This is a genomic window from Dyella sp., from assembly GCF_051954575.1.
Lineage (GTDB): Bacteria > Pseudomonadota > Gammaproteobacteria > Xanthomonadales > Rhodanobacteraceae > Dyella_B.
Genome location: NZ_JBQCHP010000075.1, coordinates 1 through 18,291, shown reverse-complemented (window position 1 = coordinate 18,291; position 18,291 = coordinate 1). Strand labels below are relative to the sequence as shown.

Below are 18,291 nucleotides of genomic sequence, written 5' to 3'. Positions count from 1 at the left end.
TTTCGCTCCTGATAAAAGTGCTTTACAACCCGAAGGCCTTCTTCACACACGCGGCATTGCTGGATCAGGCTTGCGCCCATTGTCCAATATTCCCCACTGCTGCCTCCCGTAGGAGTCTGGGCCGTGTCTCAGTCCCAGTGTGGCTGATCATCCTCTCAGACCAGCTATCGATCGTCGCCTTGGTGAGCCATTACCCCACCAACTAGCTAATCGAACATCGGTCCATCCAACCGCGCGAGGTCCGAAGATCCCCCGCTTTCTCCCGTAGGACGTATGCGGTATTAGCGTAAGTTTCCCTACGTTATCCCCCACGTCTGGGCAGGTCCCGATGTATTCCTCACCCGTCCGCCACTCGCCACCCATCGTATTGCTACGACTGTGCTGCCGTTCGACTTGCATGTGTTAGGCATGCCGCCAGCGTTCAATCTGAGCCAGGATCAAACTCTTCACTTAAGTTTTCGACCATCCGAAGATGATCTATCTTTCTGAAGCGTTGTCCTAACCGTAAAACGTCAAGCTTTTGAATTGACTCTTAGGTTAGACGCTTGCATTTATGGACAGCGTTTCCGCTTCCACCGCAAGGCGCCCACACAAGTCACCTGCGCACACTGTCAAAGATCAATCACTTGCAACCTTCTCTTGAAGATCGCCCCGAAGCATTTCGTCCCGGGTGAGCCGCCCATTCTACATCTCTTCAAGCTTCCGTCAACACCTAATTTCGAAGAAGTTAGCGGAAATTTTTCAGGGAACCTTCGAAGCAGGGCGTTCTCGTCGAAGGGGGTGGAATCATAGCGCCGGCTGACGGTCCTGTGAAGAGGCCAAAGCGTGTTCTGCGCAAAATTTTCGCGCGCGCCCGATGCGCCGACAGGTAGCAGCCGAGGCAGCTCCAGCCAGCGCAGGCCGGAACTGCCAAGGAAAACGAAGCGTTAGGGGATCAGCCTGGCATTACCGGCGGGCTGGTCAGTGCTTCAGCGGCAACGTCGGTGCGGGGCGATGCTGGCTCGTGGACCGGTACCAGGCCTACCTGGTAGGGGATCAGCGCGACCGGAAGCATCTTTTCCAGCGCGTCCCAGTCGTCTTCGAAGGGGATGAATTGCTGCATGGCCGTTCCTCGGGGATGGGGTTTCGCACGAGGAACATTCCAACAGGGGAAAAAGCCGGCGCGCTGGCGAAATCGGGCGATTTGCAGGCAGCGCGCGGCGGATCAGTCGATTTCGACCATTTCGAAATCGCTCTTGGTCGCGCCGCAATCCGGGCACGTCCAGGTGTCGGGTACGTCTTCCCAGCGCGTGCCGGGTTCGATGCCTTCGTCCGGCAACCCTGCCGTCTCGTCATAGATGAAGCCGCAGACCACGCACATCCATTTGCGCAGGGTGATTTCGGAGGAAGCTTGGTTCATGGGACCCACAAAGACTCAGAGTGAATAGCACATTCTCGCAACTCCTCTGCCGATGCGAAAGCGGCTGCACAGCTCACGCAACGCGCGTCGTGACAGAGTGCCACAGCGCGCCGCGAACGACTGGCGGCGGGCCGCCGTCGCCGGGACAATGGCGCCTCCCCTGGCGCCGGCCACCCTGCCTGCCCGCACCGCCCTTCTCCGAATCGAGTCGCCTTCCATGACCAACCATGAATTGTTTCAGCGCGCGTTGAAATTGCTGCCCGGCGGCGTGAATTCGCCGGTACGCGCCTTCAAATCCGTTGGCGGCGAGCCTTTCTTCACCGCACGGGCCGACGGCGCTTATCTATGGGACGTGGAAGGCAAGCGCTACATCGACTACGTCGGTTCGTGGGGACCGATGATCGTGGGACACAACCATCCCCACGTGCGCGAGGCGGTGGAAGGCGCGGTGCGCGATGGTTTGTCCTTCGGCACGCCCTGCCCCGCCGAGGTGGTGATGGCCGAAACCATCACGCGCCTGGTGCCCTCGGTGGAGATGGTGCGCATGGTCAATTCCGGCACAGAAGCCACGATGTCGGCCATTCGCTTGGCGCGCGGCGCCACCGGCCGCAGCAAGATCGTGAAATTCGAGGGCTGCTATCACGGCCACGGCGACAGCTTTCTGGTGAAGGCCGGCTCCGGCGCGCTGACCTTCGGCGTGCCGACCTCGCCCGGCGTGCCGGTGGCCAGCGCCGATCTCACGCTCACCCTACCGTACAACGATTTCGCCGCCGCGGAGGCTTTGTTTGCCGAACAGGGCGGCGAGATTGCCGGGCTGATCATCGAACCTGTCGCCGGCAACATGAATTGCATTCCGCCACAGGAAGGGTATCTGCAAGCGCTGCGCGAGCTGTGCACGCGGCACGGCACGCTGCTGATCTTCGACGAGGTAATGACCGGCTTTCGCGTGGCGCTCGGCGGCGCGCAGACGTACTACGGCGTAACGCCCGACCTGAGCACGTTCGGCAAGATCATCGGCGGCGGCATGCCGGTGGGCGCCTACGGCGGACGCCGCGCGTTGATGGAACAGATTGCACCGGCCGGCCCCATCTACCAAGCTGGCACCTTGAGCGGCAACCCGGTCGCCATGGCCGCTGGCCTGGCCATGCTGGAGCTGATCCAGGCGCCCGGTTTCTACGAGACACTCGCTGCACGCACGCGCCTGCTGATTGATGGCTTGCAGGCCGTGGCCGATGGCGAAGGCGTTCCTTTCAGCACGAACCGGGTGGGTGGCATGTTCGGCCTGTTCTTCACGCATGAGAAAGTGAGCAGCTACGCGCAGGCCACGGCGGCCGATACCGCCATGTTCAATCGCTTCTTCCAGGGCATGCTGGAGCACGGCGTGTTCCTGGCGCCCAGCGCGTTCGAAGCGGGCTTTCTTTCTTCCGCGCACAGCGACGACGACATCGCCGCGACCTTGGATGCCGCGCGCGTCGCCATGCGCCAGGCGCGAGCAGGCTGACCGGCATGCGGGTGCGCTCGCCGTTCCACCACAGGCTCGGCCCCGCGCCGGGTAGTACCTGGCGGGTGCGCTGGTTCCACATCATCTTCGGGCATGACGACACGGCAGGCCGACGCTTCGATGTGCTGCTGATCATCGCGATCCTCGGCAGCATCGCCGTAGCAGTGATGGATACCGTCGCATCGGCGCACGCACGATTCGCAGCATTGTTCTACGCGCTCGAATGGGCCTTCACGCTGGCCTTTACACTCGAATACATCATGCGCATCGTGGTGGTCGATCGCCCGTGGCGTTATATGCGCAGTTTTTTCGGCGTGGTCGATCTGCTTGCGGTGCTGCCCACGTGGATCAGCCTGATCGCCGTGGGCAGCCAGTATCTGCTGGTGGTGCGTGCGCTGCGCATTCTGCGCATCTTCCGCATCCTCAAGCTCACCCGTTACGTGGGCGAGGCGGATCTGCTGTGGTACACGCTGGTGCGCGCGCGCCGCAAGGTGCTGGTGTTCTTCAGCGTCATCCTCACCCTGGTGCTGATCTTCGGCGCATTGATGTATCTGATCGAAGGGCCGGAAGACGGCTTCACCTCGATCCCCACATCGATGTATTGGGCCATCGTCACCATGACTACGGTGGGCTTCGGCGACATCACGCCTAAAACGCCGCTGGGCAAGTTGATCACCTCGCTGATCATCCTGATCGGCTACAGCATCATTGCCGTGCCCACCGGCATCTTCACGGCGGAACTGGCCGCCGGCATGCGCGCGAAGCGCAAGCACGTCGCATGCGAGCACTGCGGCCAGAATGATCACGAAGGCGATGCCGACTACTGCCGCCTATGTGGCGCACCCTTGCCTGCGGCGGAAAGCTAGCCGCTGCGGCTCACCAGGTACCGACGTTCGGCATCGACACCCACGGTTCGCGCGGCGGCAGGTGGCCATCCTGCAGCAGCTCGATGGAAACCAGGTCCGGTGAGCGCACGAACGCCATATGGCCATCGCGCGGCGGACGGTTGATGGTGTAGCCCATCGATTGCAGATGTTCGCAGACGGCGTAGATATCCTTCACCTGGAACGCGAGATGGCCGAAGTTGCGCGCCGAACCGTAGTCCTCCTCCGAGCCCCAATTATGGGTGAGCTCGACCTCGAACTCCGGGCTTTCCGGCGCGGCCAGATAGACCAGCGTGAACTTGCCTTGCGGCACGTCCGTGCGGCGCACCTCTTTCAAGCCAAGCCCTTCGCAATAAAAACGCAGCGAGGCGTCGAGGTCGCGCACGCGCACCATGCTGTGCAGGTATCTCACCGGTATGCTCCTGGTTGATGCTCAAGCTCGCCCGACGAACGCGCGCAGTGCGGCACGCAGGCGAGTCAAACCTTCCGATACGTCATCGGCGGCGATGTTCAACGGCGGCACGAAGCGCAACACATCCGGCCCCGCCTGCAGCATCAGCAAACCATGCGCCGCCGCCACGTCGAGCACTTCGCCCGCCTTGCCGCGATACGCGTCGGTCAATACCGCACCAAGCATCAGGCCGCGCCCGCGCACTTCGGAAAACAAGCCAAGCTCCGCGCCGATCGACGCGAGCGCTTCGCGCAGGACGGCGGACTGATGTTGCACATTGGCCAACACCTCCGCCGACGACAACTTGCGCAACGCAACGCGCGCCACCGCCGCGGCCATCGGATTGCCGCCGAACGTGGTGCCGTGCGCGCCGAACTGCATCACCTGCGCCACCTTTGCGCCGGCAAGCATGGCGCCGATCGGGAAGCCGCAGCCCAGGGCCTTGGCAAGCGTCACGATGTCGGGCTTCACCTCGTCCTGCACGTGAGCGAACAGCGTGCCAGTGCGTCCCATGCCACACTGGATTTCATCCAGCACCAGCAACGCATCGTGCGCATCGCACAGCTCACGCACGCGCTTGAGATAACCGGGCGCCGCCGGCAGTACGCCGCCCTCGCCTTGCACCGGCTCCAGCATCACGGCGGCAACGTCGCCTGCCGCGAACGCTGCTTCCAATGCAGCGGCGTCGTTGAAATCGAGATAGCGGAAACCACCCGGCAGCGGCTCGTAGCCTTCCTGGTACTTCGGTTGCGCGGTGGCGGTGACGGTGGCCAACGTGCGGCCATGAAACGAGCCACGGAACGTGATGATCACGCGCCGCTCCGGTGGCCGTCCTTGCGACGCCGCCCATTTGCGCACCAGCTTGATCGCCGCTTCGTTCGCTTCCGCGCCCGAATTGCACAGGAACACGCGCTCGGCGAAGCCGGACGCTTCCACCAGCTCCTGCGCCAGGTGCAGCGGCGGCTCGGTGTAGAACACGTTACTGCTGTGCCAGAGCTTGTGCGCCTGTTCGGTCAATGCGGCAAGCAGATCCGGATCCTGGTGACCGAGCGCATTCACCGCGATGCCGGCGCCGAAATCGATGTAGTCGCGTTGCTCGGTATCCCACACGCGCGCACCTTTGCCTCGATCGAGCACCAGCTCGCGCGGCTTGTAGACGGGTAACCAATAGCGCTTGCCGAGATCGACCAGAGACGACACCGAAGACTCCTGAGGTGAGTGCGTGCGTGAACCGAAGGCGAGGCCGCGGCCACGCCAGAAGGAATAAACGCGAAAGGGGAACCTGCATCCTAGCCAGCAAGGGCGTCCCTGCCAACATACGCCGGCGTTGTTCACCGTGGCGCGGGCTGTATCAGAAGTGTTACATCCATCAGGAAGCGCTTGCCAGCGCTGTCTATCACCGCGCAAGGCGCGCAGGCGCTGTAACACCGCTGCACAGGCAGGCAAGCTGTCGGAGCACCGCCAACACGCATGAACCCTTCATTTTTCAAGGTTTTCCGTTCATGGCACGAGGTTTGCCATCGTTTCCCCAGAGGCGTTCCAGCCTCGCCTTGGCGAAAACAGGAACGCGCCGCCGCAAGGTGGCAATGAGGGCGGTAACCCGGCGACATGCCGCCGGGCACCATGTGGAAGCCCCCGGCCCGTCCCCTGCGGGTCGGGGGCCTTCCCTTCACTGGCAGGCCTGCGCCGAATTCGGCTTGACCTTATCCGCCGGCATCCCTCCCGCGCATGCAGGAAGAATGGCTCGAGATATGACGTACCTCAGTGCTGATCTTCCAACACCAGCTGGTGCTTCTTGCACAGGCGATAGATCGTCACGCGCGACACTTTCAGGCGCCGCGCGCATTCGCTGATGTTGAAACGCGTCTCGCGCAGGCAGGCCATGACGGCATCGCGTTCGGCCGAGGTGCGCGTCAGGCCAAGGCTGGAATGTCCCGCACGCGGCGCCACCACGCCTTCCAGATCGAGATCCGCCACGCTGATCTGCGCGCCTTCGGCCACCACCGCCGCGCGCTGCACGCGATTGAGCAGTTCGCGCACATTGCCGGGCCAGGAAAACTCGCGCAAGGCTTTGCGCGCGAGCGCGCTGAAGGTTCGCGCATCGCAGGCGTGCTGCTTGCGGAAGCTGTCCAGGAACAGCTGCGCAAGTTGCAGCACGTCGTCGGCGCGTTCGCGCAAGGCGGGCATGCGCAGACGCAACACATTGAGGCGATAGTAGAGGTCTTCGCGGAAACGTCCTTGCGCCACCGCCTTTTCCAGGTCCACATGCGTGGCGGCCAGCACGCGCACATCCAGCTTGATCGATTGGGTGGAACCGACGCGTTCCAGCGTGCCTTCCTGCAACAGGCGCAGCAGGCTGATTTGCGCATCCGGCGGCAGATCGCCGACTTCATCCAGGAACACGGTGCCGCCCGCGGCCGCTTCGAAGTGGCCGATGCGGCGCGCATTCGCACCAGTGAACGCGCCGCGCTCGTGGCCGAACAGTTCCGACTGCACCAGATTGGCTGGCAAGGCGCCGCAGTTGATCGCGGCAAACGGACGATCGCGACGCTGCGACAGCTTGTGCAAGGCGCGCGCCGCCACTTCCTTGCCGGTGCCGGTTTCGCCGGTGATCAGCACCGGCAATTCCACCGGCGCGTATTTGCGCAGGCTGGCCACCACCGTCATCATCGCCTGACTGTTACCGGTGATGCCGGGTACATCGTCATGGGTGATCACCGGTGCAGGCGCATCGCCAGTGACCTTGGCCAGCGTTTCGATCAGCCGCTGCATGTCGATCGGCGCGGTGAAAAAATCGATGCTGGCGCGAAGTACGCGCTCCACTTCGGGCCGCTGTACCGAGGTGTCAGCCGACACCAAGGCCAGCCATGGAATGCGCGGATGCTCGGCCATCAGCTTGGCCATGCTGAGCAAGGTGTCGACGTCGGCCTTGCGCACGTCGGCCATCGCGACCACCCGGTCGCCGCGCCGAATGCCGACGCCACCGCCCGGAGCTGCCGCATCCGCCACGCGTGTATGCCAACCTGCCTGCGCCAAATGAGTTCTTTCGATGTGCGTGGGCTCCCCGAACCACACCACGCAACGGATCGATGTGTCACTTATCATCGCAACGCCTCCCTCCAGGATGACTGGCCCGCAGTCCGAGCTACGTCCCGTAGCTAGTCCTTTGCCCCCGCGTGCGGCCAGCATGTGCCGGAAAAATCGGCACATTCACGCAATATACACCCGATTCCCGAAAGGGTGATCATTTTTTCAGCACGGCGAACATCGCCATCCCCAAGCGGAATGGACAAAGGTCATCGTACACGCCGGACAAGGGCGGCCTGATGACAGTCCAACATATGAACCACTCAGTCCAAAAACAGATCGGGCAGTAACGATGCACCGATTTTATAGGCATAGCTGTTTAAATCGCGTACTCCCGCCTCGCGCAGCACGTCTTCATCGATCGCAAAGCGCCCGGTGCATTGCGCGGCCGGCCGGGTCAGCAGCGCATGGGCCGCATCGGCGACGATCTCCGGCCGGCGGCATTGCTCGGGTTTCACGCCATCGATCATCGCAATAGCTGCCGTGGCAATCACTGTGCGCGGCCACAATGCATTGACGGCAATGCCAAGCGGCGCGAATTCCGCGCTCATGCCAAGCACACACAGGCTCATGCCGTACTTGGCGATGGTGTAGGCGGTATGCGGCGCGAACCATTTTGGATCCAGGTTCGGCGGCGGCGCCAGCATCAGCACGTGCGGATTGCTGGCCTTTTTCAGGTGCGGCAGACACGCTTGCGTCACCAGGAAGGTGCCACGCGTATTGACCTGGTGCATCAGGTCGAAGCGTTTCATGGGCGTGCCTTCGACACCGGCCAGCCAGATCGCACTGGCGTTGTTCACCACGATGTCGATGCCGCCAAAGCGCTCCACCGCCTGCGCGACGGCGGCGTGCACCTGGTCTTCTTCGCGAATGTCCACCTTCAAGGCGAGCGCCTTGCCGCCGGCCGCTTCCACTTCCGCAGCGGCAGTATGGATGGTGCCGGGCAGCTTGGGATTGGGCACGCCGCTTTTGGCGGCGATCACGATGTTGGCGCCGTCGCGCGCAGCGCGCAGCGCAATGGCCAGGCCAATGCCGCGCGAGGCGCCGGTGATGAACAGGGTCTTGCCGGCAAGATCGGTCATGCTGCCCTCATGCTTTCTGGAAGCGCGGCAGGATATCGCGCAAGGTGGCCAGGCGCTGCAACGGATCGGTCATCTCCAGCAGCTGTTGCTGTTCCTCGCGCGTCAGCGGCAGCAACTCCGCCAGCCGAAAACCCAGCCACACGGCGTCGTCATACGAAGAACGCGGCGCATGGCGCCAGTGCGGGCCCATCGTTTCAATCAAACGTTCCAGAATGGTCTGCAGCAGGGCGAATTCCACCGGCACTTCCTGCGGCATTTCGTCCGGCCAGCGCTGCACGTCGCCGCGCAATTGGCCATCCGAACGCACGCGCGTGCGCAACACGCGAAAGCGGGCGCCGCCTTCGGCGGCGATGCCGAGCAGGCCGTCTTCGCGGTTGCTGAAGTCGGTGATGCGCGCCAGCGTGCCGATCGCCGCCGGCCGGGCCGGGGCTCCCACTTCCGCGCCTTCCAGAATGAGGCACACGCCAAACGCGCTGCCGTTGCGTGTGCATTCGCGCACCAGATCCAGGTAGCGCGGTTCGAAAATGCGCAACTGCAATTGTCCGCCTGGATAAAGCACGGTACCGAGCGGGAACAGAGGCACGTCGAGGAAAGGGGATATGGCCGCCATGCGCCGCATATTAGGGCCTGTTCGCACTATTGGTGTGACCCGCGCCGCCAATAGCGCTAACAAGCCCTAACCACTGGACGTTGCACAACGCACACGGCAGAGTGCATCGATACTGCGAAGGAAGCCTTAAGGATGTCGGTCACCCCATTGGCCAACCCGATGCCACCCGCGCTGCCGCAGGCGCCTCAGCCGGATATGTCGCCGGCGCTGCGCGTGCACGGCCTGGAGAAATCCTTCAAGAAGCGCAAGGTGCTCAACGCGCTCGACTGGAGCGTGCCCAGCGGACGCGTGGTCGGCCTGCTCGGCCGCAACGGTGCCGGCAAGACCACCTTGCTGCGCTGCCTGCTCGGCCTGTCGCCGATCGATGGCGGCCAGATCGAACTGTTCGGCGAACCAATGCTGGAGCCGGGCGGCGAGCGCATGCATCGTATCGGTTTCGTGCCGCAGACGTTCGATCTGTTTCCGTGGATGAAAGTGCGCGCCTATCTCGATTTCACGGCCGCGTTCTATGCGCGCTGGGATCACGCGCTGGTCGAACGGCTGCTGGCGAACTGGGAACTGGACGTGAAGCAGAAGATCGGCGAACTCTCGCAAGGACAGCGCCAGAAACTTGCGATCGTGCGCGCCATTGCACCCGATCCGGATCTGCTGGTGCTGGACGAACCGGTCGCCAGTCTCGATCCGCAAGCCCGCCGCGCCTTCATGGGCGAACTGCTGACGTTGATGCGTGCGCCGGGCAAGACGGTGGTTTTTTCCACGCATATCACCGCCGATCTCGAACGCGCCGATGCCGATATCGCGTTACTTCGCGATGGGCGCATACAGTTCATGCGGCCATTGGCCGAATTGCGCGAACGCATGAAGCGCATAGTGTTCGCGCGTGCGGAAGGATGGACGCAGCCGCCCGCTGTTGCCGGTGTGTTGAAGTCGCATGTGCAGGGCGAACAGGCCGTGCTGCTGGTCGAAGATCCTGTGGTGGAAAATTTGCATGCTCTGGCGGCGCGCGAAAACGCCACCGTCCATATGGAGACGCCCACGCTGGAAGATCTGTTCGTGGAGCTCGCATGAGCGTCGCCTGGCAGCTCTGGCTGCAACTGTTCCGCCGCACGCCCATGCTGGTGCTGCTGGCAAACCTGCTGCGCCTGGCTGCTGCCTATTGCGCCGCGCGGTGGCTGCTCGGCGATGAGGAATTCGTCATTTTCGCTGCCACCCTGTTCGGCTTGGCGATCTGGATGTGGCATACCGGCCTGGGTTACCAGCTACGCAGCCTGTGTTTGCCGGAAAGCTTTTTGCTGCCGAATTTCCGCCGCAGGCTGCTGGAATATGGCGCCATCGATGTGGCGATGTGGGTGGCGCTGCCGATGATTGTCGCCGCCATCGGTGGCGCGCCGCACCTTTTACTTGTTACCGGCGGCTTGCTGGTGATTGCCGGAACGGGCCTGTTGATGGGCAGCAATCCGCGCACGAGTGCCTACATCTGGCCTTTTTTCATCGTGCTGGGCTGGGTGCCCTCCTTCGCGAACACGTTGTTCAAGCAATCCCTGCGCTCGCCACTGACCCCATGGCTGCTGCTTGCCGTCACTGCATTACTGCTGCGTTTCAGCATTGCGCCGCTGCTGCGGATTGAAGACCGTGAAACCGAAGCCTCTCCGCTGGAAAGCACCAGCCTGGGCCGTACGCAGACACGCGGGGCGCCCGGCGAACCGCGCCGTCTGGGCCTGTTCGGCAAGCGCATCACCGCGCTGTACGAGCGACTGGCGGAGCGTGCGCTACAACGAGCGCTGGCGGCATACCGGCGCAAACCGAGTTTTCAGCGCCGCACCATCCTGGTGAGGCGATTGCTGCTGCCGAACGACAATCCGCAAGCCATCATGCTGCGCATTGCGCTGGTCGGCACGATCGTCTGCTTTTATTTCGTCGCCGTCATGCACCGGCAGCAGTTCAATCCGGTGATCGTCGGCGCATACGCGATCATGCTCAGCATTACGCGGTTTCCACAATTGAACGTGGGCATGGTGCGCATGCGGCCGAACATGGCCGATCTTTACCTCACCTTGGCGCCGCAAACACGCGCGGAATATCAGCAGACCCTGTCCGATGCGCTGCTCATCCTGGTACCGATCAGCTTGCTCACCGCACTGGTATATACCGCGCTCGGCGCCGTGCTGGTGCATGCGCCGGATCCGTGGCGCATGCTGTTCGTGGCGACCATCGTGTCACTGGCCACCAGCCTGGCAGCGCTTGCGCTGCACCTGATCGGCCCGGAAGGAACTGTCGGTCGCACCATCGTCAATCTCGTGGTGGTGTTCGGCACGATGGCCGTGTATTGGGGCGGCTATTGGCTGGTGGGCGAAGCCGGCTATGCGCTTGGCGGCGGCGTGCTTGCGCTGGTTGCGTTGGGGTTTGGTGCGGGCGTGTGGTTTGCCGCGCAGCGCGAATATGTGTCGCGTGCGCCGCGTTTCGATGCGCCCATCATGTAGGTTGGGGTGTAAATCCCAACGTTACGGTGTTGGCGTTTGCAGCGTTTCGACGAAGCGCCGCGGTGCGTTCTCGAAGCCGCCGTTGGACATGAACACCACGTGGTCGCCGTCGCGCGTTTGCGCTTTCAGCGATGCCAGCAATGCATCGACGGTCGGCGCGGTGCTGGCGCGTCCCTGCAGGGCGTCGGTCACGCGCCGGGCATCCCACGGCAATTCGGGGCGATGCAGGAACACCACGGCGTCGGCATCGCTGAGCGATGGCGCAAGCGCTTCGGCATGCGCACCCAGGCGCATGGAATTGGAGCGCGGTTCCAGCGCCACCAAAATACGCGCGCTGCCCACTTTGGCGCGCAGGCCTGCCAGCGTGGTGGCGATCGCAGTCGGGTGATGCGCGAAATCGTCATAGACGCGCACGCCTTGCACATCGCCCACCACTTCCATGCGCCGCTTTACGCTTTCGAAGCTGGCAAAGGCCGGCAGCAGGACACGCGGATCGGCGCCGGCCGCAGCCGCAGCCGCGAGTGCGGCCAGCGCGTTCATTACGCTGTGATCGCCCAGTAGTGGCCAGCGGATTTCGCCGATAGGTTCACCGCGATATTGCACGGAAAAATGCGAACCGTCGGCCGTGATCAGCGTGGCCTGCCAATCGCCTTTGCCGATACCGAAGGTTTCCACCGGCGTCCAGCACCCCATCGCCAGCACCTCGGCCAAGTACTGATCATGCGCATTGACGATCAACCTGCCGTTGCCCGGCACGGTGCGCACCAGGTGATGGAACTGGCGTTGGATCGCGGCGACATCCGGAAAAATATCCGCGTGGTCGTATTCGAGATTGTTGAGGATGGCGATGCGCGGGCGGTAGTGCACGAACTTGGAACGCTTGTCGAAGAACGCGCTGTCGTATTCGTCGGCCTCGATCACGAAATGCCGGCCCTGCCCCAGCCGCGCGGAAATACCGAAATTGCCCGGCACGCCGCCGATCAGGAAACCCGGCGCCAATCCGGCGCTGTCGAGCAGGTGCGCAAGCAGGCTGGTGGTAGTGGTTTTGCCGTGCGTACCGGCGACCGCCAACACCTCGCGCTCGACCAGCAGGCGCTCGCCCAGCCATTGCGGGCCGGAGACGTAGCGCAGGCGCTGATCGAGCATGTATTCGACGGCCGGATTGCCACGCGTCATGGCGTTGCCGACGATGACCAGGTCCGGCGCGGGCTGCAGGTAGCCGGCCTTGTAGCCCTGCATCAGTTCGATGCCGAGTGCTTCGAGCTGGGTGCTCATCGGCGGGTAGACGTTGGCGTCGGAGCCCTCCACCGTTTCGCCGAGTTCGCGCGCGAGGGCGGCGACGCCGCCCATGAAGGTGCCGCAGATGCCGAGGATGTGCAGGCGCATGCTGTGTAATCGTGTCTAGGCTGGATGGGCTCCCTCTCCAGGAGGGGAGAGGGAGAAAGCCGACGCCAGCTCAGCCGTGCGCGGCCGCCTTTTCATTGGCCAGCGCACGCTTCACGCGCGCGGTGACCTCCTCCAGCTCACCCACGCCATCCACCACCTGCAGCTTGCCGCGGCGCGCGTAGAAATCGGCCACCGGCGCGGTCTGTTCGGCGTAGACCTTCAGGCGATCGCGCACCACCACCGGGTCGTCGTCCTTGCGGTGCTCGGCGGCGAAGCGGATTTCGCAGCGCTTGATGATCACCTCGCTGGGCACGTCCAGCTTCACCACGGCATCCAGCGGCTGGCTGATCTTGGTGAGCAGGTGATCGAGCGCATCGGCCTGCGCAAGGTTGCGCGGGTAGCCGTCGAGGATGAACCCAGGACGCGTGTCGGGTTCGGCCAGGCGCTCTTCGAGCATGCCGAGCAGGAGATCGTCGGAGACTAGTTGGCCGGCGTCCATCACGGCCTTGGCTTTCATGCCCAGCGGGGTACCCGCTTTCACTGCGGCGCGCAGCATGTCCCCGGTGGAAATGTGCGGCACGCCAAGATCGGCCTTCAGCCGGGCTGCCTGGGTACCCTTGCCCGAGCCGGGCGCGCCAAGGAGGACAAGTCGCATAGAACTCCACAGATCCTTGCGTTCTGCCGCACACTGCGGCAGTTACCAAGGATTCCTTAGATGAATGCCGGTCAAGGTAGCGTCTGCGGGGGGTGGCGTCAAACGACGCACGCCTCCAATTCACGCCAAGTGGCTGATAAATATGCGTTCCGTGATCGACGTCGAATTGTCATATGCCTTAGGAGAGCGCCACATGAAGTCCAAAGCCCGTGCTGCCACCGGTCGTCTGTTGTACGCCCAATCCGGCGGTGTCACCGCCGTGATCAATGCCACCGCCGCCGGTGTGATCCAGACGGCGCGCGCCCATCGCGTTCCGGTGTATGCGGCGCGCAACGGCATTCTGGGTGCACTGCGCGAAGAGCTGATCGATACCACCAGGGAATCGGCTTCCGCCATCGCGGCGCTCAGGCACACGCCGGGCGGTGCGTTCGGCTCGTGCCGGTACAAGCTGAAATCACTGGACGCCAACCGCGCCGAATACGAGCGGTTGATCGAGGTGCTGCGCGCACACGACATCCGCTGGTTTCTCTACAACGGCGGCAACGATTCGGCCGATACGGCGCTGAAGATTTCCCAGATCGGCAAGGCGATGGACTACGACATCCGCTGCATCGGCGTGCCCAAGACGGTCGACAACGACCTGATGGTCACGGACTGCTGCCCGGGCTTCGGCTCGGTGGCCAAGTACACCGCCGTATCCACGCTGGAGGCGAGCCTGGACGTCGCCTCCATGGCCGATACCTCCACCAAGGTGTTCATCCTTGAAGTGATGGGCCGCCACGCGGGCTGGATCGCCGCGGCATCGGGCTTGGCCGGCGAGGGGCCTGACGCGGCGCCACACATCATCCTGTTTCCGGAGCGCGTGTTCGACCCGGTCGCCTTTATCGACAAGGTGAAGGCCACGGTGGAGCGCGTGGGCTGGTGCACGGTAGTGGCGTCCGAGGGCATCCGCGGTGCTGATGGCGAATTCCTTTCGGCCGGTTCCACCGACTCGTTCGGCCACGCCCAGCTCGGCGGCGTGGCGCCGGTGCTGGCCGCGCTGGTGAAGGAGAAGCTCGGCTACAAGTATCACTGGGCGCTGCCCGATTACCTGCAGCGTTCCGCGCGCCACATGGCTTCGAAGACCGATGCCGACCAGGCTTTCGCCGTCGGCAAGGCCGCGGTGGATTACGCGCTGGCCGGCATGAACGCGGTGATGCCGGTGATCGTGCGCACTTCCGATGCGCCGTATCGCTGGAAGATCGAATCGGCGCCGCTGGAGAAGATCGCCAATCATGAAAAGAAGATGCCGGCGAGCTTCATCACACGCGACGGCTTCGGCATCACGCCGGCTGCGCGGCGTTACCTGTCGCCGCTGATCCGCGGCGAAGCGCCGCCGCCGTACGGGCGCGAGGGTTTACCGAAATACGTGCAGTTGAAGAATGTGGCGGTGGCGAAGAAGTTGGCGGAATTCGCGCGCTGAGTTGCCGCGTAGCTCCCTCCCCTGCATGGAAGGGGAGGGCCGGGGTGGGGTTGCATGCGCTTGCCGCAGCGTTTGAATTCATCGCGAGATGGCTTCACCCCACCCCAACCCTCCCCTATTGCACGTAGGGGAGGGAGCCGGTTTTTCGTATCGATCTGCATTACCGCAAGCCATCAGGCTGCCGCGCCGCACAACGTTTCATCACACAAGCTCTGCCTATACTCGACCCGACCGTTCCATCCTGGACGGCCGACACCACTGATGGGGAGGCACCGATGCTGCAGCAGTATGGCTTGTGGATCGCGTTGGCTTGCGCGGTCGTGGCGATTTTGTACGGGGCTTTTTCCGTGCGTTGGATCCTGGCCAAATCACCAGGCAACCCGCGCATGCAGGAAATCGCCGCGGCTATCCAGGAAGGCGCGCGCGCCTACCTCAACCGCCAGTACCGCACGATCGCGCTTGTTGGCGTAGTGCTGCTGGTGATCATCGGGTTTGCCCTGGACTGGGGCACGGCGATCGGTTTTGCGATCGGCGCGGTGCTGTCCGGTGCCACCGGCTACATCGGCATGAACGTCTCGGTACGCGCCAATGTGCGCACGGCCGAAGCGGCACGCGGCGGCCTTGCGGCCGCACTGAACGTGGCGTTTCGCGGTGGCGCCATCACCGGCATGCTGGTGGTGGGGCTGGCCTTGCTCGGCGTGGCGGGTTATTTCGCGGTGCTCACGCACATGGGCTACGACAACGGCCGCGCGTTGCATGCGATGGTGGGCCTGGCGTTCGGTTCTTCGCTGATCTCGATCTTCGCGCGCCTGGGCGGCGGCATCTTCACCAAGGGCGCCGACGTGGGTGCGGACCTGGTCGGCAAGGTGGAAGCGGGTATTCCGGAGGACGATCCGCGCAATCCCGCGGTGATCGCCGACAACGTGGGCGACAACGTCGGCGACTGCGCCGGCATGGCCGCCGACCTGTTTGAAACCTACGCGGTGACGCTGATCGCCAGCATGCTGCTCGGCGGCGTGGTGGGCGAGCAGGCGGGCGTGAATGCGGTGCTGTATCCGCTGCTGCTTGGTGGTGCTTCGATCATCGCCTCGGTGATCGGCACCTTCTTCGTGCGCGCACGTGGCGGTGCGAAGATCATGAGTGCGCTGTACATGGGCGTGATGGTGTCCGCGGTGCTGGCGGCGATCGCCTTCTGGCCGATCACCAAGGCGCTGATGGCCGACGCCACGCTGGGCGTCACGCGCCTGTACGGCAGTGCCTTGATCGGCCTGGTGCTGACCGGCGTGATCGTGGTGATTACCGAGTACTACACCGCCACCGAATACGCGCCGGTGCGGCATGTGGCGAAGTCGTCCACCACTGGTCACGCGACCAACATCATCGCAGGCCTGGGCGTGTCGATGAAGTCGACCACCTTGCCGGTGCTGGCGGTGTGCGCGGCGATCTGGGGCGCCTATGCGCTGGCGGGCCTGTACGGCATTGCCGTGGCCGCCACCGCGATGCTGTCGATGACCGGCATGGTAGTCGCGCTCGACGCCTATGGCCCGATCACCGACAACGCCGGCGGTATCGCCGAGATGGCCGATCTACCGCCGGACGTGCGCGGCGTGACCGATCCACTCGATGCGGTCGGCAACACCACCAAGGCCGTCACCAAGGGTTACGCCATCGGGTCGGCCGGCCTGGCTGCGTTGGTGCTGTTCGCCGACTACACGCATCGTCTCTCGCTGGATCATGCGGGCACGGTCTTCGCCTTTGACCTGTCCGACCATCGCGTGATCGTCGGCCTCCTGATCGGTGGCCTGATCCCGTACCTGTTCGGTGCGATGGCGATGGAAGCGGTCGGCCGCGCTGCCGGTGCGGTAGTGGAAGAAGTGCGTCGCCAGTTCCGCGAAATCAGCGGCATCATGGAAGGCACCACCAAGCCGGATTACTCGCGTGCGGTGGACATGCTGACCAAGTCGGCCATCAATGAAATGCTGATTCCATCGCTGCTGCCGGTGTTGGTGCCGATCATCGTCGGCTTCGCGCTCGGGCCCATCGCACTGGGCGGCCTGCTGATCGGCACCATCGTCACCGGCTTGTTCGTCGCCATTTCGATGACCACCGGCGGCGGCGCCTGGGACAACGCGAAGAAGTACATCGAGGATGGCAACTTCGGCGGCAAAGGTTCGGATGCGCACAAGGCCGCGGTGACCGGCGATACCGTGGGCGATCCCTACAAGGACACGGCCGGGCCGGCGGTGAATCCGCTGATCAAGATCATCAACATTGTCGCGCTGTTGTTGATTCCGTTGCTCTAGAACTGTCCGCCTCACTCCCGTCGCCCTGGGACGGCGGGAGTGAGGTTTCTTCGCAAGAAGGTTAGCGATCACTCGGCACAGCCAGAAACGCAGCGCTGACACCCGTTGTGGCATCCAGCGCCTGCCCGGTGATCTCCCCTGCATCATTGATGTCATTGGCAAACACCAGTTGATCGGTATAGCCGCGCGCCAGCTGAGTATTGAGATTGACGATGCCGCCGTCGCGCCACAGCACAGCACGGCATCCGCTGGCGCCGCACGATTCACCCACGATCAAACCTTCGTCGTTGATGCCCAGCGCTTCGCTGATGCTGTCGCCCGGCAACGTGCCCAGATCGCGCATGCCCGCAGCGGCCGTCCACACGAACGCATGCGCGTGGAAGCTCCCGGCGCTTTTGCCGCCTGGCACATTCGCAAATCCCACCACCACACCGAACTCGTTGATGGCCATGGGCGTATTCCATGCCACGCCGCCGAGGTTGCCCAGGTCGATCACGCGATGGTCCTGCCACAACACCGCATGGATCGCCGAGTAACGTCCGACCGCCTGATCGCACAAACCCGAAATGCCGACGATCTGGCCGCGATCGTTGACCGCCGTCGCCGCACCGGACGTGTCGTTGCCGATCAACGGCAAGGCCTGGATCTCGTCATCATCCGGCCCCCACACCACCGGCTTGAACTGCAGCACCTGGTTGGATGCGGGATCGCAGGTGGCATCGTGCATGGCGTTTTCGGCCCAGCCAATGATCTGGCCCAGGTTGTTCGCGCCGGCTGCAAAACCGTTGTTGCCGCCCAGCGTCGGCAAGGCATGCATGTGTCCCCATCGCCATACAAAACCGCGACAGGTATGGCCGGTGACGGTGGGAAAGAATGCCGAGCAACTCCAGTTTTCGCCCAGCGGATCGAGCTGCGCGGTCTCCGCGATGCCCACCAGCACGCCGTAGTCGTTCTTCACCGGCCAGGTGATGGCGCTGTTGGCGCCGCCCAG

At 63.6% G+C, this 18,291-nt stretch carries 16 protein-coding genes and 1 rRNA gene; 6 read left to right on the top strand and 11 right to left on the bottom strand.

The genetic code is table 11. The annotated features are described in order from the left end of the window. From ACTHNE_RS10380 to ACTHNE_RS10370, 3 genes are all read right to left on the bottom strand, one after another. A 16S ribosomal RNA gene (locus tag ACTHNE_RS10380) occupies window positions 1-453 on the bottom strand; the annotation flags it as partial. Between the two features lie 481 nt (window positions 454-934). Then, a complete protein-coding gene (locus tag ACTHNE_RS10375; RefSeq protein WP_324938800.1) occupies window positions 935-1,102 on the bottom strand; it encodes a hypothetical protein in 168 nt (55 codons plus the stop codon). Between the two features lie 102 nt (window positions 1,103-1,204). Then, a complete protein-coding gene (locus ACTHNE_RS10370) occupies window positions 1,205-1,399 on the bottom strand; it encodes a rubredoxin (RefSeq protein WP_324938803.1) in 195 nt (64 codons plus the stop codon). 217 nt (window positions 1,400-1,616) lie between these two features. Here ACTHNE_RS10370 and hemL point away from each other — a divergent pair, with 217 nt between their 5' ends. Both hemL and ACTHNE_RS10360 read left to right on the top strand, forming a co-directional pair. Beyond that, window positions 1,617-2,900 carry a glutamate-1-semialdehyde 2,1-aminomutase gene (hemL, locus tag ACTHNE_RS10365; RefSeq protein ID WP_324938806.1) on the top strand — a complete coding sequence of 428 codons (1,284 nt, stop codon included), beginning with the start codon at window positions 1,617-1,619 and terminating at the stop codon, window positions 2,898-2,900. A 5-nt stretch (window positions 2,901-2,905) separates the two neighbouring features. Beyond that, window positions 2,906-3,766: an ion transporter gene (locus ACTHNE_RS10360; protein ID WP_324938809.1), complete on the top strand. Its 861-nt coding sequence runs from the start codon at window positions 2,906-2,908 to the stop codon at window positions 3,764-3,766. A 10-nt stretch (window positions 3,767-3,776) separates the two neighbouring features. On the opposite strand, the gene ACTHNE_RS10355 is transcribed toward ACTHNE_RS10360, so the two are convergent. The 5 genes from ACTHNE_RS10355 to ACTHNE_RS10335 all read right to left on the bottom strand — a co-directional run bounded on the left by ACTHNE_RS10355 (window position 3,777) and on the right by ACTHNE_RS10335 (window position 9,014). Next, entirely contained in the window at window positions 3,777-4,196 is a 420-nt protein-coding gene (locus ACTHNE_RS10355) for a VOC family protein (RefSeq protein ID WP_440269209.1), read from the bottom strand. Between the two features lie 21 nt (window positions 4,197-4,217). After that, window positions 4,218-5,435, bottom strand: coding sequence for an acetylornithine transaminase (locus ACTHNE_RS10350; protein ID WP_440269208.1), 1,218 nt, complete (start codon window positions 5,433-5,435; stop codon window positions 4,218-4,220). A 561-nt stretch (window positions 5,436-5,996) separates the two neighbouring features. Continuing rightward, the gene (locus ACTHNE_RS10345; RefSeq protein WP_324941532.1) at window positions 5,997-7,340 is read right to left on the bottom strand and encodes a sigma-54 dependent transcriptional regulator; all 1,344 of its coding nucleotides are present in this window, start codon (window positions 7,338-7,340) and stop codon (window positions 5,997-5,999) included. Between the two features lie 245 nt (window positions 7,341-7,585). After that, window positions 7,586-8,404 (bottom strand): SDR family oxidoreductase, encoded by an 819-nt coding sequence (locus ACTHNE_RS10340; RefSeq protein WP_324941537.1) that lies wholly within the window; start codon window positions 8,402-8,404, stop codon window positions 7,586-7,588. A gap of 7 nt (window positions 8,405-8,411) precedes the next feature. Continuing rightward, window positions 8,412-9,014 (bottom strand): LON peptidase substrate-binding domain-containing protein, encoded by a 603-nt coding sequence (locus ACTHNE_RS10335; protein WP_324941540.1) that lies wholly within the window; start codon window positions 9,012-9,014, stop codon window positions 8,412-8,414. Window positions 9,015-9,146: 132 nt separating this feature from the next. Between ACTHNE_RS10335 and ACTHNE_RS10330 the strand changes: the two genes are divergently transcribed. Both ACTHNE_RS10330 and ACTHNE_RS10325 read left to right on the top strand, forming a co-directional pair. Next, window positions 9,147-10,082 carry an ABC transporter ATP-binding protein gene (locus ACTHNE_RS10330; RefSeq protein ID WP_324941543.1) on the top strand — a complete coding sequence of 312 codons (936 nt, stop codon included), beginning with the start codon at window positions 9,147-9,149 and terminating at the stop codon, window positions 10,080-10,082. Beyond that, window positions 10,079-11,494 carry a hypothetical protein gene (locus ACTHNE_RS10325; RefSeq protein ID WP_324941547.1) on the top strand — a complete coding sequence of 472 codons (1,416 nt, stop codon included), beginning with the start codon at window positions 10,079-10,081 and terminating at the stop codon, window positions 11,492-11,494. Before ACTHNE_RS10330 ends, ACTHNE_RS10325 begins: the two co-directional genes overlap by 4 nt. Before the next feature lie 21 nt (window positions 11,495-11,515). Here the strand turns inward: ACTHNE_RS10325 and mpl are convergent, their stop codons facing one another. Then, on the bottom strand, window positions 11,516-12,880 hold the full coding sequence (mpl, locus tag ACTHNE_RS10320) for a UDP-N-acetylmuramate:L-alanyl-gamma-D-glutamyl-meso-diaminopimelate ligase (protein WP_324941550.1): 1,365 nt from the start codon (window positions 12,878-12,880) through the stop codon (window positions 11,516-11,518). Window positions 12,881-12,950: 70 nt separating this feature from the next. After that, window positions 12,951-13,535, bottom strand: coding sequence for an adenylate kinase (locus ACTHNE_RS10315; protein WP_324941551.1), 585 nt, complete (start codon window positions 13,533-13,535; stop codon window positions 12,951-12,953). Between the two features lie 193 nt (window positions 13,536-13,728). On the opposite strand from ACTHNE_RS10315, the gene ACTHNE_RS10310 reads away from it, so the two are divergent. Further along, the gene (locus ACTHNE_RS10310; protein WP_440269207.1) at window positions 13,729-14,997 is read left to right on the top strand and encodes a 6-phosphofructokinase; all 1,269 of its coding nucleotides are present in this window, start codon (window positions 13,729-13,731) and stop codon (window positions 14,995-14,997) included. 275 nt (window positions 14,998-15,272) lie between these two features. Beyond that, complete coding sequence (locus tag ACTHNE_RS10305) at window positions 15,273-17,300, top strand: sodium-translocating pyrophosphatase (RefSeq protein ID WP_324941558.1); 2,028 nt, start codon at window positions 15,273-15,275, stop codon at window positions 17,298-17,300. A 61-nt stretch (window positions 17,301-17,361) separates the two neighbouring features. Here the strand turns inward: ACTHNE_RS10305 and ACTHNE_RS10300 are convergent. Further along, window positions 17,362-18,291, bottom strand: a 930-nt coding sequence (locus tag ACTHNE_RS10300) for a hypothetical protein (RefSeq protein ID WP_440269206.1), incomplete at its 5' end; no start/stop codon positions are given.